The sequence below is a fragment of the Geobacillus sp. CX412 genome, assembly GCF_027942335.1.
GTDB lineage: Bacteria > Bacillota > Bacilli > Bacillales > Anoxybacillaceae > Parageobacillus_B > Parageobacillus_B toebii.
Map to the genome: position 1 here is coordinate 2,431,762 of NZ_CP103461.1, position 13,354 is coordinate 2,445,115.

Here is a 13,354-nt window from a genome sequence, read left to right on the forward strand (position 1 = left end):
ATTATATTACCTGCTCTCCTTAATCAAAAGAACGGAGCGGGATCATGAAAAAAAGAGCGCGTTCCGCTGTGCGCTCTCTTACTCGCATCCATTTTATTTTCCCCACTCTTCCGGGTTTTCCCGCCATTTTCTTAAAGTGGTGAGGTCTTGTTCTGTCACAACGCCCAGTTCGACTGCGGTTTCAATAAGTGTGTCGTAATCTGTCAGTGTATACACTTCTACGTTATTTTCCGCAAATGCTTGTTTTGCTTTTTCGAGTCCGTACGTAAAAATGGCGACGATACCAAGTACTTGACAGCCTGCTTCCCGCAATGCGCGGACGGCATTCAAAGAGCTTCCGCCTGTAGAAATTAAGTCCTCAACGACAACGACCTTTTGTCCTTTGTCGACTTTTCCTTCAATCTGCTTTCCTTTTCCGTGGCCTTTTGCTTGGCTGCGCACGTAGCACATCGGCAGGTTTAGCCGTTCACTGACCCATGCCGCATGTGGAATGCCGGCTGTGGCCGTTCCGGCGATTGCTTCGACGTTGGAAAAATGTGCGCGGATCAGCTTAGTGAGCCCATCGGCGATCGCGTTTCGTACGTTCGGATACGCAAGTGTAAGACGGTTATCGCAATAAATCGGCGATTTTAATCCGGACGACCAAGTAAACGGTTCTTGCGGCTCTAGCGATACCGCACCGATTTCAAGCAAATGTGCAGCGATTTCTTTTTTCATTTCTTCTCTTCTCCCTTCCATTCCTGTTGCAAACGCTCATAAGCCGCAATTGGATTTTCTGCGCAGGTAATGCTTCTACCGATGACAATAAAGCTTGCGCCGAGTTTTTTTGCTTCATATGGGGTGACGACGCGGACTTGATCGTTTTTTTCATCATCGGCAAAGCGAATGCCTGGGGTAACGGTCAAAAAGGCTTCTCCGCAATGTTTGCGGATAAGCGGCACTTCTTTTGCCGAGCAGACGACCCCGTCAAGCCCGCTTTGTTTCGCCAGTGCCGCGTAATGAAGCACCGTTTCTTCCATTGTCCGGCCGATCCAAAGTTCGTTATGCAGCATTTGCTCGCTTGTGCTTGTCAGCTGCGTGACGGCGATGCAATATGGACGGCGCGCTCCGTTTGGCGTTCCCGCTTCTAATCCTTCGAGCGCCGCTTCCATCATCCGCGTTCCACCGGCGGCATGGACGTTGACTAAATCGACCTCTAAACGGGCCAATCCCTGCATGGCGCGTTTGACCGTATTCGGAATATCATGCAGCTTTAAATCAAGGAAAATCCGGTGTCCTTGTTCTTTTAAGCTATGAATGATCGCGGGACCTTCTTGATAGTATAATTCCATGCCCACTTTGACAAATAGCGATGTATGAGAAAATGGCTGTAAAAATGTTCGTACTTCCTTGCCCGACGAAAAATCAAGCGCCACAATAAACGGATCGTTCACCTTTTTTCCAGCTCCTTCCCATGCATTCGGAAATGTGGTCGATGCCAAGCTCGTCCAAAAGCGCCGGCAGTTTGTCAATAATGTTCGGGCAGACAAACGGGTCGATAAAATTCGCTGTCCCAATTGCAACGGCGCTGGCGCCGGCATAGAAAAACTCAATGACATCTTCAGCAGATTGAATGCCGCCCATGCCGATAATCGGAATCGAAACGGCTTGGCTTACTTCGTAAATCATGCGGATCGCAATCGGCTTAATCGCCGGTCCCGATAATCCCCCGGTTCGGTTCGCCAAAATCGGCTTTGCCGTTTTCACATCGATGCGCATGCCAAGAAGTGTATTAATCATCGTTAGTCCGTCCGCTCCCGCCGCTTCAATCGCTTTCGCCATCTCGACAATGTTGGTGACGTTTGGCGAAAGCTTGACATAGACAGGCACTTCGGACACTTCTTTCACGAGCTTCGTGAGTTCTGCGGCAATTTCCGGAACGGTGCCAAACGCAATGCCGCCTTTTTTGACATTTGGACAGGAAATATTGAGCTCGAGCGCGTGAACATTTGGCGCTTTGGAAATATGTTTGGCAACCTCTACATATTCCTCCATCGTCGAGCCAGCCACATTCGCGATAATCGGAACATCAAATTGCGCAAGCCACGGCAGTTCTTCTTTCATTACTTTTTCTAAGCCAGGGTTTTGCAGACCGATGGCGTTTAGCATTCCGCTTGGCGTTTCCGCCACTCTTGGCGTCGGATTGCCAAAGCGCGGTTCTTTTGTTGTCGCTTTGATCATAATCGCGCCAAGCTTGCTTAAGTCATAAAATTGCGCATATTCGCGGCCAAATCCGAAACATCCTGATGCCGGCATAATCGGATTTTTAAGCGAAAGCCCCGGCAGTTCGACCGCTAAACGGTTCATAACACCACCTCCCCGGCTTTAAACACAGGACCGTCGCTGCATACTTTTTTATACGCCGTTTCACTGCCAGGAACGCGGCAGACACAGGCAAAACACGCGCCGATGCCGCAACCCATCCGTTCTTCTAATGAAAGATATACTTCTTTATCTGGAAACATTTGTTCTAGCGCCTTTAACATCGGTTTCGGCCCGCATGCGTACAAGACGTCAAACGAAATCGCCCGCTCATGGATGACATCGGTGACAAATCCTTTCGTTCCGTGAGAGCCATCGACAGTGGCGATATACGTTTCCCCGAACTCTGCAAACTCCCGTTCATAAAAGACGACCTCTTTCGTTTGAAAGCCGAGCACGCTTGTGACGATAACTCCTTTTTGACAAGTTGTTTCGCTAATTCGTAAAGCGGAGGAACACCGATGCCGCCGCCGACAAAAAGCGCGCGCTGTCCTTTCTCTACGGCATCGAGTGGAAATCCGTTTCCGAGCGGGCCGAGCACGTCGATTGTTTCCCCAGGCCGTTTTTCCGAAAGCAATGTCGTGCCAATTCCTTCTTTCCGATAAATGAGCGTACATTCCCTCGCATCTTGATCGATGCGGCAAAGGCTAAGCGGACGGCGCAGGAGCGGGTCCGCTTGCGAAGTCACTTTCACATGGACAAATTGGCCTGGTGCATTCATTTCCTCAACTAAATGGCCGCTTAACGTTAGTTCGTAAATGTTTTTTGCAATCGGCTTGTGACGGACAACCGTCATTTGTTCTTGTTTCATCATACGCGCACCATCCCTTGTGTCATCGCCGTTGTCGAAAACGTCATCGATTCGATGACTTGAAGCATCGCCTTCGCCGTATCCAGCGAGGTTAAGCATGGAATGCCGTTTTCGACCGCTTCACGGCGAATGCGGAATCCATCGCTTTCCGGCTGTTTTCCTTTTGTAAGCGTGTTGATGACAACTTGCGCTTTCCCTTGACGAATCACATCTAAAATGTTCGGCGATGCGGAATGGATTTTATTGACGACGGTTACCGGAATGTCCGCCGCTTTTAACGCTTCCGCCGTGCCGTTTGTCGCGAGCAGCTGATAGCCAATTTGATAGAAACGTCTTGCAAGTTCAATCGCATCTTCTTTATCTTTATCGGCAACCGTCAATAGGACAGCTCCGTATGGACGAATATGGATTCCCGAAGCAACTAACCCTTTATATAACGCTTTTTCAAATGTCACGTCTTTGCCGATCACTTCGCCGGTTGATTTCATTTCCGGACCGAGCGAAATATCGACGTTGCGCAGTTTGGCAAATGAGAAGACCGGTGCTTTCACGTATACTCCTTCGCTTTCTTGCCTCAAGCCTGTTTCATAGCCAAGTTCCGCGAGTTTCGCTCCTAAAATGACTTTCGTCGCGATATTCGCCATCGGCACATTGGTAATTTTGCTTAAAAACGGCACCGTGCGGCTTGAACGCGGATTTACTTCCAGCACGTACACTTCGCCTTGATACATAACAAATTGGATATTCAATAATCCAACAATGCGCAATCCTCTTGCCAATTTAATCGTGTAATCGACGATTTTTTGCTTGATGTCCTCCGTTAACGTTTGCGGCGGATAAACGGCAATCGAGTCGCCGGAATGCACGCCCGCCCGTTCGATATGTTCCATAATTCCCGGGATAAACACCGTTTCTCCGTCAGAAATCGCATCCACCTCGATTTTTTTTCCGATTAAATAGCGATCGATGAGAACCGGATGCTGCGGGTTCACTTTGACGGCGTGCTCCATGTAGTGCAATAGTTCTTCTTCTTGATACACGATTTCCATTGCGCGGCCGCCAAGAACATACGATGGACGAACAAGCACCGGATAGCCGATTTCCTCAGCAATCCGCACCGCTTCCTCGACGGAAAATGCCGTTTTTCCTTGCGGCTGCGGAATGCCTAGCTCCGATAACGTTTGTTCAAATTTGTCACGGTCTTCGGCGCGGTCTAAGTCCTCAAGCGACGTTCCTAAAATGCGGACGCCTCGCGCCGCTAATTCGGCCGCCAAGTTGATTGCCGTCTGGCCGCCGAATTGCACGATAACCCCGATCGGCTTTTCTAAATCAATGACATGCATCACATCTTCAATGGTTAACGGCTCGAAATATAATTTGTCCGATATGCTGAAGTCGGTCGACACCGTTTCCGGATTGTTGTTGATAATAATCGCCTCATAGCCCGCTTCTTTAATCGCCCAGACCGAATGAACGGTCGCATAATCGAATTCAATCCCTTGCCCGATGCGAATTGGTCCTGAGCCGAGCACAACGACGCTTTCTCGGTCGGTGACGACCGATTCGTTTTCGTCTTCGTACGTGCTGTAGTAATACGGCGTTTCTGATTCAAATTCCGCCGCGCATGTATCCACCATTTTATATACAGGAATGATTCCTGCTTGTTTGCGCATCTCATACACATCGCGCTCACTCTTGTTCCAAAGCTTGGCGATGGCTACATCGGAAAAGCCCATTTCTTTCGCTTTTCGCAGTACTTCGATATCCCCCTTATAGTCACGAACAACGTTTTCAAAGCGGACGATGTTTTCGATTTTGGTTAAGAAAAATCGGTCAATTTGGCTCCACTCGTGAATTTGCTCGACAGTAAAACCGCGGCGAAGCGCCTCGGCAATATAGAAGAGGCGTTCATCTCCCGCTTTGCGAATCCGCTTTTCGATTAACTCATCTGATATGTTTTCGGCATCTTTAAGTTCGAGATGGTAGACGTTCGTCTCAAGGGAGCGAACCGCTTTTAACAGTGACTCTTCTAGCGTCCGTCCGATCGCCATCACTTCGCCTGTGGCTTTCATTTGCGTGCCAAGACGGCGGTTGGCCGATTCGAATTTATCGAACGGAAAGCGCGGAATTTTCGTCACAACGTAATCGAGCGTTGGTTCAAAGCAAGCGTATGTTTTCCCCGTAACCGGGTTAATCATTTCATCTAACGTTAAGCCAACGGCAATTTTTGCAGCAAGCTTGGCAATCGGATAGCCCGTCGCTTTCGACGCTAACGCCGATGAGCGGCTGACGCGCGGGTTGACTTCAATAACGTAGTAATGGAAGCTATGCGGATCGAGCGCCAGCTGCACGTTGCAGCCGCCTTCGATGCCAAGAGCGCGAATGATTCTTAGCGACGCGTTGCGCAGCAATTGATATTCGCGGTCGCTTAGCGTTTGGCTTGGAGCGACGACGATCGAATCGCCGGTGTGAATGCCGACCGGATCGATATTTTCCATATTGCAGACGACGATCGCGTTATCGTTGGCGTCGCGCATCACTTCATACTCGATTTCTTTATAGCCCGCGATGCTTTTTTCTAGCAAGCATTGATGAACAGGGCTTAGTTTTAACCCAGTAGAAACGATATCGATCAATTCTTCCTCGTTTTTGCAAATGCCGCCGCCAGTGCCGCCGAGCGTAAACGCCGGGCGGACGATAACCGGATAGCCGACCTTTTCCACGAAAGCGTATGCTTCTTCCAAGCTATGAATAATTTCGCTTTCCGGAACCGGTTCGCCAAGTTCGTTCATGAGCGCGCGAAATTGTTCGCGGTCTTCCGCTTTTTCAATTGCTTCTAATTTTGTTCCTAAAATTTCAACGCCGCATTCTGCGAGCACCCCCGTTCTAGCAAGCTCGACCGCCAAGTTTAGCCCAGTCTGTCCGCCAAGTGTCGGCAAATCGCGTCCGGACGTTCTTTGCGGATAATGCGAGAAACGAATTCGAGCGTGAGCGGCTCCATATATACTTTGTCGGCAATTTCCGTATCGGTCATAATCGTTGCTGGATTGGAGTTAACTAAAATAACTTTGTATCCTTCTTCCTTTAGCGCCAAACATGCCTGTGTGCCCGCATAATCAAACTCCGCCGCCTGGCCGATGACAATCGGGCCGGAACCGATCACTAAAATCGTTTCAATGTCTTGGCGTTTAGGCATGAACGATTTCCCCTTTCTTTTTAAACTCGCGAATCATCTCAATAAACTCATCAAATAACGAGTTATCATCCTCAGGACCAGGTGAGGCTTCCGGGTGGTATTGCACCGTAAACGCCGGATAATCAAGATGCCGCAATCCTTCTACCGTGCCGTCGTTTAAAGCGATGTGGGTTACTTCTAATCTTGTGTGTTGCAATGATTCTTTTTTGACAGTATAGCCATGATTTTGTGAAGTGATCGCTACTTTTCCCGTCGCCAAATGCTTCACTGGATGATTTGAGCCGCGATGGCCGAATTTCATTTTTTCCGTATCGGCGCCACAGGCGAGCGCGAACAGCTGATGGCCGAGGCAGATGCCAAAGAGCGGCACTTTGCCGAGAATGCCTCGAATCATTTCGATCGCTTCCGGCACATCTTTCGGGTCTCCAGGACCGTTTGATAACATTACTCCGTCCGGGTGCAAACGTAATACATCTTCCGCGGCCGCGTTATATGGAAGCACAATCACATCGCAATTTCGCTTATTTAATTCGCGCAAAATGCCATGTTTCATGCCGAAATCAACGAGGACGACGCGATAGCCTCGCCCCGGGCTTGGATACGGGCTTTTTGTCGAGACGCGCTTCACTTGATCTCTCGGCAGTTCCGTTGTTTTCAAGTATTCGACAACCTCTTGCACGCTTGCATCTAAATCGCAGATCATTCCTTTGAGCGTACCATATTTTCGAATAATCCGCGTTAATTTTCGCGTATCGATTCCTGATAACCCCGGGATCCGTTTTTCTTTTAAATACTGATCGAGCGTCATTTCGTTTCGCCAATTGGATGGTGAGTCGCACACTTCTTTAACAATGAAACCATGAACATGCGGTTCAATCGATTCAAAATCATCGTGATTAATGCCATAATTGCCGATGAGCGGATACGTCATTGTTACAATTTGTCCGCAATAAGAAGGATCGGTTAAAATTTCTTGATAACCGGTCATTCCCGTGTTAAACACCACTTCTCCAACCATTTTTTCCGTGCTGCCAAACGCGTCGCCGATAAAAAACGTACCGTCTTCTAATACAAGCTGCCGTTTCATTTATTCTCTTCCTTTCTGCCAAACTAGTTTTCCGCCGACAAACGTCATCACCGGCCAACCCTTACATTTCCAACCGGCAAATGGAGTATTTTTCCCTTTGGATACAAACGTCTGTGGATCAATTACTTCTTCGGTCTCTAAATCTATAATCGTAATATCCGCCCGCTCGCCGACAGCAATCTTTCCAAGCGGCAAGCCGAAGCATTCAGCCGGCTTCACCGTCAGCAAATCAATCAGCTGCTTCAGTGTCAATATGTTCGTTTCGACCAAGTGGGTATAAAGGAGCGGAAACGCCGTTTCCAAACCGACAATGCCAAACGGGGCGGCATTGATTCCTTTTTGTTTTTCCGCTTCCGTATGCGGGGCATGGTCGGTTGCGATAAAGTCGATCGTGCCATCAAGCAGCCCCTCGATTAACGCCTCGCGGTCTTCTTTGCTGCGAAGCGGCGGATTCATCTTATAATTCGCGTCAGGGCCTGGAATATCTTCATCGCATAAAAGAAGATGATGCGGCGTCACTTCCGCGGTGACGCGAATTCCTGCCCGTTTTGCATCGCGGACAACGCGGACCGATTCTTTCGTGCTAATATGGCACACATGGTAGTGACATCCCGTTGCTTCCGCTAATAGCACATCACGTGCGATATGTACCGATTCGCATACGGATGGAATTCCATATAGCCCGTAGCGGTGCGCAAATTCGCCATCATGCACCACACCGCGATTCGCCAGCGTGTTATCTTCGCAATGGGCGACAATCGCCATATCTAGTGCAGCAGCCCGCTTCATCGCTTCATACATCATGCCGGCAGACTGCACGCCTACCCCGTCATCGGTAAACGCGAACGCACCCGCTTCTTTTAATGCGGCGAAGTCGGTCAGCTCTGTTCCTTGCTGGCCGACCGTAATGGCCGCATATGGAAGCACATGGACATAAGCCGTTTCGCGGATCCGCTTGCAAAGCCATTCCATTTGTTCTTTCGTATCCGGCACTGGTCGCGTATTCGGCATTGCCGCCACTGTGGTAAAACCACCTTTTGCTGCTGCCAGCGTTCCGGTGGCAATCGTTTCTTTCGCTTCGCCGCCCGGTTCGCGCAGGTGAACATGCAAATCGATAAATCCGGCTGATATCAACTTCCCTTGTACATCGATAACTTCGTCTGCTTCTTCACTGTGAAGCTTAGAGTCGATGGCGGTAATAAATCCATTTTCGATTTTTAGTTCCGTCCGTTCGATCACACCATCTTTATTGAACGACTTGCCATTTTTCAAAATAATTGCCATTGGCCATTCTCCCTTCTTCGATTGCTCGTTTTAACACAGCCATCCGCACATAGACTCCGTTTTCCATTTGCTTAAAAATGCGCGAGCGTTCCGATTCAACAAGGCTGCTTTCAATTTCGACATCGCGATTGACTGGCGCCGGATGCAAAATAATGCTGTTTGCTTTCATCTTTTTCGCCCGCTTTATCGTCAGTCCATAGCGCTCATGATACTGTTCTTTTGTCAGCCCCATTTTTTCCGCGTGCCGTTCATGCTGGATGCGCAGCAGCATGATGACATCCGCCTCCGCTACCGCTGTATCAATATCTACATACGTACCATATGGATTTGCTTCATCTTTCCATTCTTCGGGACTCGAAAATAACACCTTCGCTCCGAGTCTTGTCAGCACTTCGGCATTAGAGCGGGCTACGCGGCTGTGACGAATATCCCCGATGATTGCTGCAGTCAGCCCGGCAAATGTGCCAAACTCCTGCCGGATGGTGAGCAAATCTAAGAGCGATTGCGTCGGATGATGCCCGCAGCCGTCACCAGCGTTAATGATGGGAGTGCGGACCGTATGACGAAGCTCTTCAAAATACGCATCTTGCGAATGACGAATAACAAGCGCGTTTACCCCGATCGCCTCAAGCGTGCGGACCGTGTCGTACAATGTTTCTCCTTTTTGTACGCTCGACATATCGGCATCAAACGGAATCACGTGAAGCCCTAGTTTCCGTTCCGCCATTTCAAAGCTGCATTTTGTCCGTGTGCTTGGTTCAAAAAACAAATTGGCGATAAACATCGGTTCAGGCGGACGCCAAAAATGTCCTTTTCTAAATTGCTCCGCATCCTCTAATAATCGGATAATTTCCGTGACGGACAGTTCAGATAATGTAAACAAATGTGCCATCGTTTTCTCTCCTTTGCTTGATTTCTCATAAAAAAACACCCTGCCTAGAGACAGGGTGTTACACAGTTCGCAAAAAGGGACCAGAAAGCAACTTTCGTCTTTCCAGACAACGATCTACCTTTTTCCTTCTCGTCGTAACACCCTTTTAAGTCTCTCTGGACTTAATTAAAAGGTGCAGTTATGCCACATGATCGTTACTATTTTCTTTTACTTCGAACATATTTTCGTTTACTTCCGGGCGACCCGGTAAAATAAGGTTTAAGAGGACACCAATAATTGCCGCAAGCGCCATACCTTGAATTTGGAATTGTTCTGTCACTTTTAACACCGCGCCGCCAATTCCAATGACTAAGATAACAGAAGAGATGACTAAGTTGCGTTTGTCTCCAAAATCGATGCGGCTATCGACAAGCATGCGCAAGCCGGAAGAGGCGATAATTCCGAACAACAAGATCGACACGCCTCCCATCACCGGGGTTGGAATCGAGCTAATAAGCGCGGTTACTTTTCCGATAAATCCAAAGATAATCGCAATCATCGCCGCGCCCGCTAACACGTAGACGCTATAGACCCGTGTAATCGCCAATACTCCGATGTTCTCGCCGTACGTTGTTTTTGGCGGTCCGCCGATAAGCGCAGAAATCATCGTCGCAGTACCATCTCCTAAAATCGAGCGATGCAAACCTGGTTTTTGAATTAAATCGCGTCCGACGACTTTACTTAACACAAGCTGGTGCCCGATGTGTTCAGATAGCGTCACTATCGCGACTGGCGTCATTAGCAGCACAATGTCCCACGTGATGTGAACTGGATAATCGACAAATGGAAGGAGAAAGTCCGGCATTTCGAACCATTTTGCTTCCACGACTTTCGAGAAATCAACAACCCCGACAATAAGCGCGTATACATAACCAACGATAATCCCTGCTAGCACTGGGACTAAACTGAGCATGCCGCGCAAGAAAATAGAGCAAACAATCGTTGCCGCAAGCGTGACAAGCGCAACCGAAAAGTATGTGAAACTGTATTTTCCATCCGGGTTGTTCATCGCCATATTCACAGCGGTATTCGCCAATCCAAGACCGATCACAATGATCACCGGTCCGACGACAATTGGCGGCAATAGCTTCATAATCCAACGGTAGCCAGCCTTTTTAATGACGAGCGCCACAATGCCATACACAAGTCCTGCCAGAAAACTGCCGATCATCGCCGCCCCTGGTCCCCCCGCTGTTTTCGTTGCAATAATAGGAGCGATGAAAGCGAACGATGAACCGAGGTATGCAGGAACCTGCCATTTCGTGATCATGAGAAAAGCAAGCGTTCCGATCCCGCTGGAAATGAGTGCAATCGACGGGCTTAATCCGACTAAATAAGGCACTAAAATCGTCGCCCCGAACATGGCGAACAAATGTTGTAAACTAAGGGTTAACCATTGCATCGGCGATGGCCGGTCTTGAATATCTAACACAGGTTTGTTCATCGTAAAAACCCCTTTCTTCTTTTGCATAAAAAAACCTCTTTGCCCTTGAGGGTGCAAAGAGGGTACAGAGATAGTCCGAGCCTATCTTTCCGTCCCTTTTGCAGCCTCTCGGGACTGCATTTAAAAGGGATTGCTTTTATTTTTCATGAATGCTGACTTGGTCCAGTTCATCGACTTCCGTCAACTCAACAACAATCAATTCGGAGCTTGATGTTGGAATGTTTTTGCCGACGAAATCAGCGCGGATCGGCAGTTCGCGATGGCCGCGATCGACAAGCACCGCAAGCTGAATTTGTGCCGGACGCCCAAGATCCATCACCGCGTCCATCGCCGCGCGCACCGTTCGTCCGGTAAACAATACATCATCCACTAATATTACTTTTTTATTCGTCACATCAAACGGTACATCCGTTCCTTTCACTAGCGGCTCGTGGTCGATCGTTTTTACCGTTAAATCATCGCGATACAATGTAATATCTAATTCACCAACAGGGACTGCTTTTCCTTCAATTTGTTCAATCCGTTCCGCTAATCGTTTTGCTAAATAAATGCCGCGCGTTTTAATGCCGATAAGCACACAGTCATCAATGCCTTTGTTGCGTTCGATAATTTCATGGGCAATCCGCGTCAATGCGCGGCGAATCGCTTGTTCGTCTAATACGACGGCTTTTTGCATGCCATTTCACCTCCATAAAAAAATCCTCCCGCCCAGGAAGCGAGAGGAACCGTTCACGCGTACAGAACAAGACATACTGCGCCTTACGTTATCATATTGATATTGATCCGATCCCTTCTCAGCCTCACAGGACTGAATTTAAAGGTTCTTATTCATTTGACCTTATTGTACGTTTTCTTTGTCTAGTTGTCAATCACCTTTTCGCAACAATTGTAAAAGATGCTCAAACTCAGGCGGAAGTGGCGCCTCAAACTCCAAATATTCTCCAGTGCGCGGATGGGTAAATCCGAGCACTCCTGCATGTAAAGCCTGCCCGTCAATTGGCAGCGTCTTTTTCGGTCCGTATTGCGGATCGCCCGCTAACGGATAGCCAATATATTTCATATGCACGCGAATTTGATGGGTTCTTCCTGTTTCTAATTGGCATTCGACAAACGTATAGTGGCGAAAACGTTCTAACACACGGAAATGAGTGACCGCCTCTTTTCCGTTTTCTTCTGTTACCGTCATTTTTTTACGATCTCGTTTATCGCGGCCGATCGGCGCGTCAATCGTGCCGTAATCGTGCGGAATTACTCCATGAACAATCGCTTTATATTTTCGCGTCACCGTTTTTTTCACAAGTTGATCGACAAGCGACTGGTGCGCCATATCGTTTTTGGCAACCATCAATAATCCAGATGTATCTTTATCAATGCGATGCACAATACCCGGACGAAGCACTCCGTTAATGCCTGATAAATCGGTGCAATGGGCAAGCAAGGCGTTTACGAGCGTGCCGCGCATATGCCCTGGTGCTGGGTGAACGACCATGCCGCGCGGTTTATTGACAACAAGAACATCAGCATCCTCGTAATAAATATCTAACGGAATATTCTCTGGCTCGACATGAAGCGGCTCCGGTTCCGGAAGGCGAACGACAACGACATCGCCGGCTGAACTCTTGTAATTCGCTTTGACATGCTGATCGTTAACGGTGACAAGCCCATCTTTTATCCATTGCTGCACTTTGGAACGAGACCATTCTTCATTTAATGCTGCAATCACTTTATCAATCCGTTCATTGTCGTATTCCGCATCAATATGAAATTGAATAACATCCATTACCGATTCTCCTTTTCTGTTTTTCCAGCAAAAAACGTTTTAATAAAGACAAACGCTACACCGATACAAAGCGCGGAATCAGCAATATTAAACACTGGAAAGCTATATGTGCCAATGTATGTATGAATAAAGTCAACGACTTCTTTGCGGAAAACCCGGTCAATAAAATTGCCGATCGCTCCCCCAAGCATAAGGCCCAAAGCAATTCCAAACAACCGCTCTCCGCGCGGCAAACGCTGAATATAGACGACTAACCCAATGACAACGATTACGGTAATCAAATAAAACAGCCAAAACTGCCCTTGTAAAATACCCCATGCCGCTCCGCGGTTACGATGTGAGGTGATATAAAGCACGTTCGGAATGATCGGAATACTTTCACCAAGCTGCATATATTTTACAACGAGCCATTTCGTCCACTGATCGATGGCGATGACCGCCAGCGCAATGATATAGTATATCACCATATCCCCCCACTCACGTATATCATACCTAATGCATTGTAGCATAATCAGGCAAT

Annotated in this window: 10 protein-coding genes and 2 pseudogenes; all 12 read right to left on the minus strand. The window is 48.2% G+C overall.

Translation table 11 applies throughout. The annotated features are described in order from the left end of the window. Positions 1–93: 93 nt before the first annotated feature. Entirely contained in the window at positions 94–717 is a 624-nt protein-coding gene (pyrE, locus tag NXM86_RS12635; protein ID WP_015863386.1) for an orotate phosphoribosyltransferase, read from the minus strand. Next, positions 714–1,433 (minus strand): orotidine-5'-phosphate decarboxylase, encoded by a 720-nt coding sequence (pyrF, locus tag NXM86_RS12640; protein WP_089097051.1) that lies wholly within the window; start codon positions 1,431–1,433, stop codon positions 714–716. The genes pyrE and pyrF overlap by 4 nt, the downstream gene beginning before the upstream one ends. Then, positions 1,405–2,346 carry a dihydroorotate dehydrogenase gene (locus NXM86_RS12645; RefSeq protein WP_089097050.1) on the minus strand — a complete coding sequence of 314 codons (942 nt, stop codon included), beginning with the start codon at positions 2,344–2,346 and terminating at the stop codon, positions 1,405–1,407. The genes pyrF and NXM86_RS12645 overlap by 29 nt, the downstream gene beginning before the upstream one ends. After that, positions 2,343–3,115: pseudogene (locus tag NXM86_RS12650) on the minus strand (dihydroorotate dehydrogenase electron transfer subunit). The gene NXM86_RS12645 and the pseudogene NXM86_RS12650 overlap by 4 nt, the downstream one beginning before the upstream one ends. Next, positions 3,112–6,308: pseudogene (gene carB / locus NXM86_RS12655) on the minus strand (carbamoyl-phosphate synthase large subunit). The pseudogenes NXM86_RS12650 and carB overlap by 4 nt, the downstream one beginning before the upstream one ends. Further along, positions 6,301–7,395, minus strand: a complete 1,095-nt coding sequence (locus NXM86_RS12660) for a carbamoyl phosphate synthase small subunit (RefSeq protein ID WP_205423947.1) — start codon at positions 7,393–7,395, stop codon at positions 6,301–6,303. The pseudogene carB and the gene NXM86_RS12660 overlap by 8 nt, the downstream one beginning before the upstream one ends. Then, complete coding sequence (gene pyrC / locus NXM86_RS12665) at positions 7,396–8,679, minus strand: dihydroorotase (protein ID WP_498958113.1); 1,284 nt, start codon at positions 8,677–8,679, stop codon at positions 7,396–7,398. Next, positions 8,642–9,571, minus strand: coding sequence for an aspartate carbamoyltransferase catalytic subunit (locus tag NXM86_RS12670; protein WP_015863379.1), 930 nt, complete (start codon positions 9,569–9,571; stop codon positions 8,642–8,644). The genes pyrC and NXM86_RS12670 overlap by 38 nt, the downstream gene beginning before the upstream one ends. 178 nt (positions 9,572–9,749) lie before the next feature. Next, entirely contained in the window at positions 9,750–11,054 is a 1,305-nt protein-coding gene (locus tag NXM86_RS12675; protein ID WP_498958115.1) for a solute carrier family 23 protein, read from the minus strand. A 136-nt stretch (positions 11,055–11,190) separates the two neighbouring features. Further along, on the minus strand, positions 11,191–11,730 hold the full coding sequence (gene pyrR, locus NXM86_RS12680; RefSeq protein ID WP_081189378.1) for a bifunctional pyr operon transcriptional regulator/uracil phosphoribosyltransferase PyrR: 540 nt from the start codon (positions 11,728–11,730) through the stop codon (positions 11,191–11,193). A 189-nt stretch (positions 11,731–11,919) separates the two neighbouring features. Beyond that, the gene (locus NXM86_RS12685; RefSeq protein WP_081189379.1) at positions 11,920–12,834 is read right to left on the minus strand and encodes an RluA family pseudouridine synthase; all 915 of its coding nucleotides are present in this window, start codon (positions 12,832–12,834) and stop codon (positions 11,920–11,922) included. Next, positions 12,834–13,301 carry a signal peptidase II gene (gene lspA / locus NXM86_RS12690; protein WP_171698653.1) on the minus strand — a complete coding sequence of 156 codons (468 nt, stop codon included), beginning with the start codon at positions 13,299–13,301 and terminating at the stop codon, positions 12,834–12,836. Before lspA ends, NXM86_RS12685 begins: the two co-directional genes overlap by 1 nt. Positions 13,302–13,354: the final 53 nt, after the last annotated feature.

Bases quoted from the DNA above. Each gene is read 5' to 3' on its own strand.
- pyrC (WP_498958113.1), bottom strand. From the start codon at position 8,679: ATGGCAATTATTTTGAAAAATGGCAAGTCGTTCAATAAAGATGGTGTG.
- NXM86_RS12670 (WP_015863379.1), bottom strand. From the start codon at position 9,571: ATGGCACATTTGTTTACATTATCTGAACTGTCCGTCACGGAAATTATC.
- pyrE (WP_015863386.1), bottom strand. From the start codon at position 717: ATGAAAAAAGAAATCGCTGCACATTTGCTTGAAATCGGTGCGGTATCG.
- pyrR (WP_081189378.1), bottom strand. From the start codon at position 11,730: ATGCAAAAAGCCGTCGTATTAGACGAACAAGCGATTCGCCGCGCATTG.
- NXM86_RS12660 (WP_205423947.1), bottom strand. From the start codon at position 7,395: ATGAAACGGCAGCTTGTATTAGAAGACGGTACGTTTTTTATCGGCGAC.
- NXM86_RS12675 (WP_498958115.1), bottom strand. From the start codon at position 11,054: ATGAACAAACCTGTGTTAGATATTCAAGACCGGCCATCGCCGATGCAA.
- NXM86_RS12685 (WP_081189379.1), bottom strand. From the start codon at position 12,834: ATGGATGTTATTCAATTTCATATTGATGCGGAATACGACAATGAACGG.
- NXM86_RS12645 (WP_089097050.1), bottom strand. From the start codon at position 2,346: ATGAACCGTTTAGCGGTCGAACTGCCGGGGCTTTCGCTTAAAAATCCG.
- lspA (WP_171698653.1), bottom strand. From the start codon at position 13,301: ATGGTGATATACTATATCATTGCGCTGGCGGTCATCGCCATCGATCAG.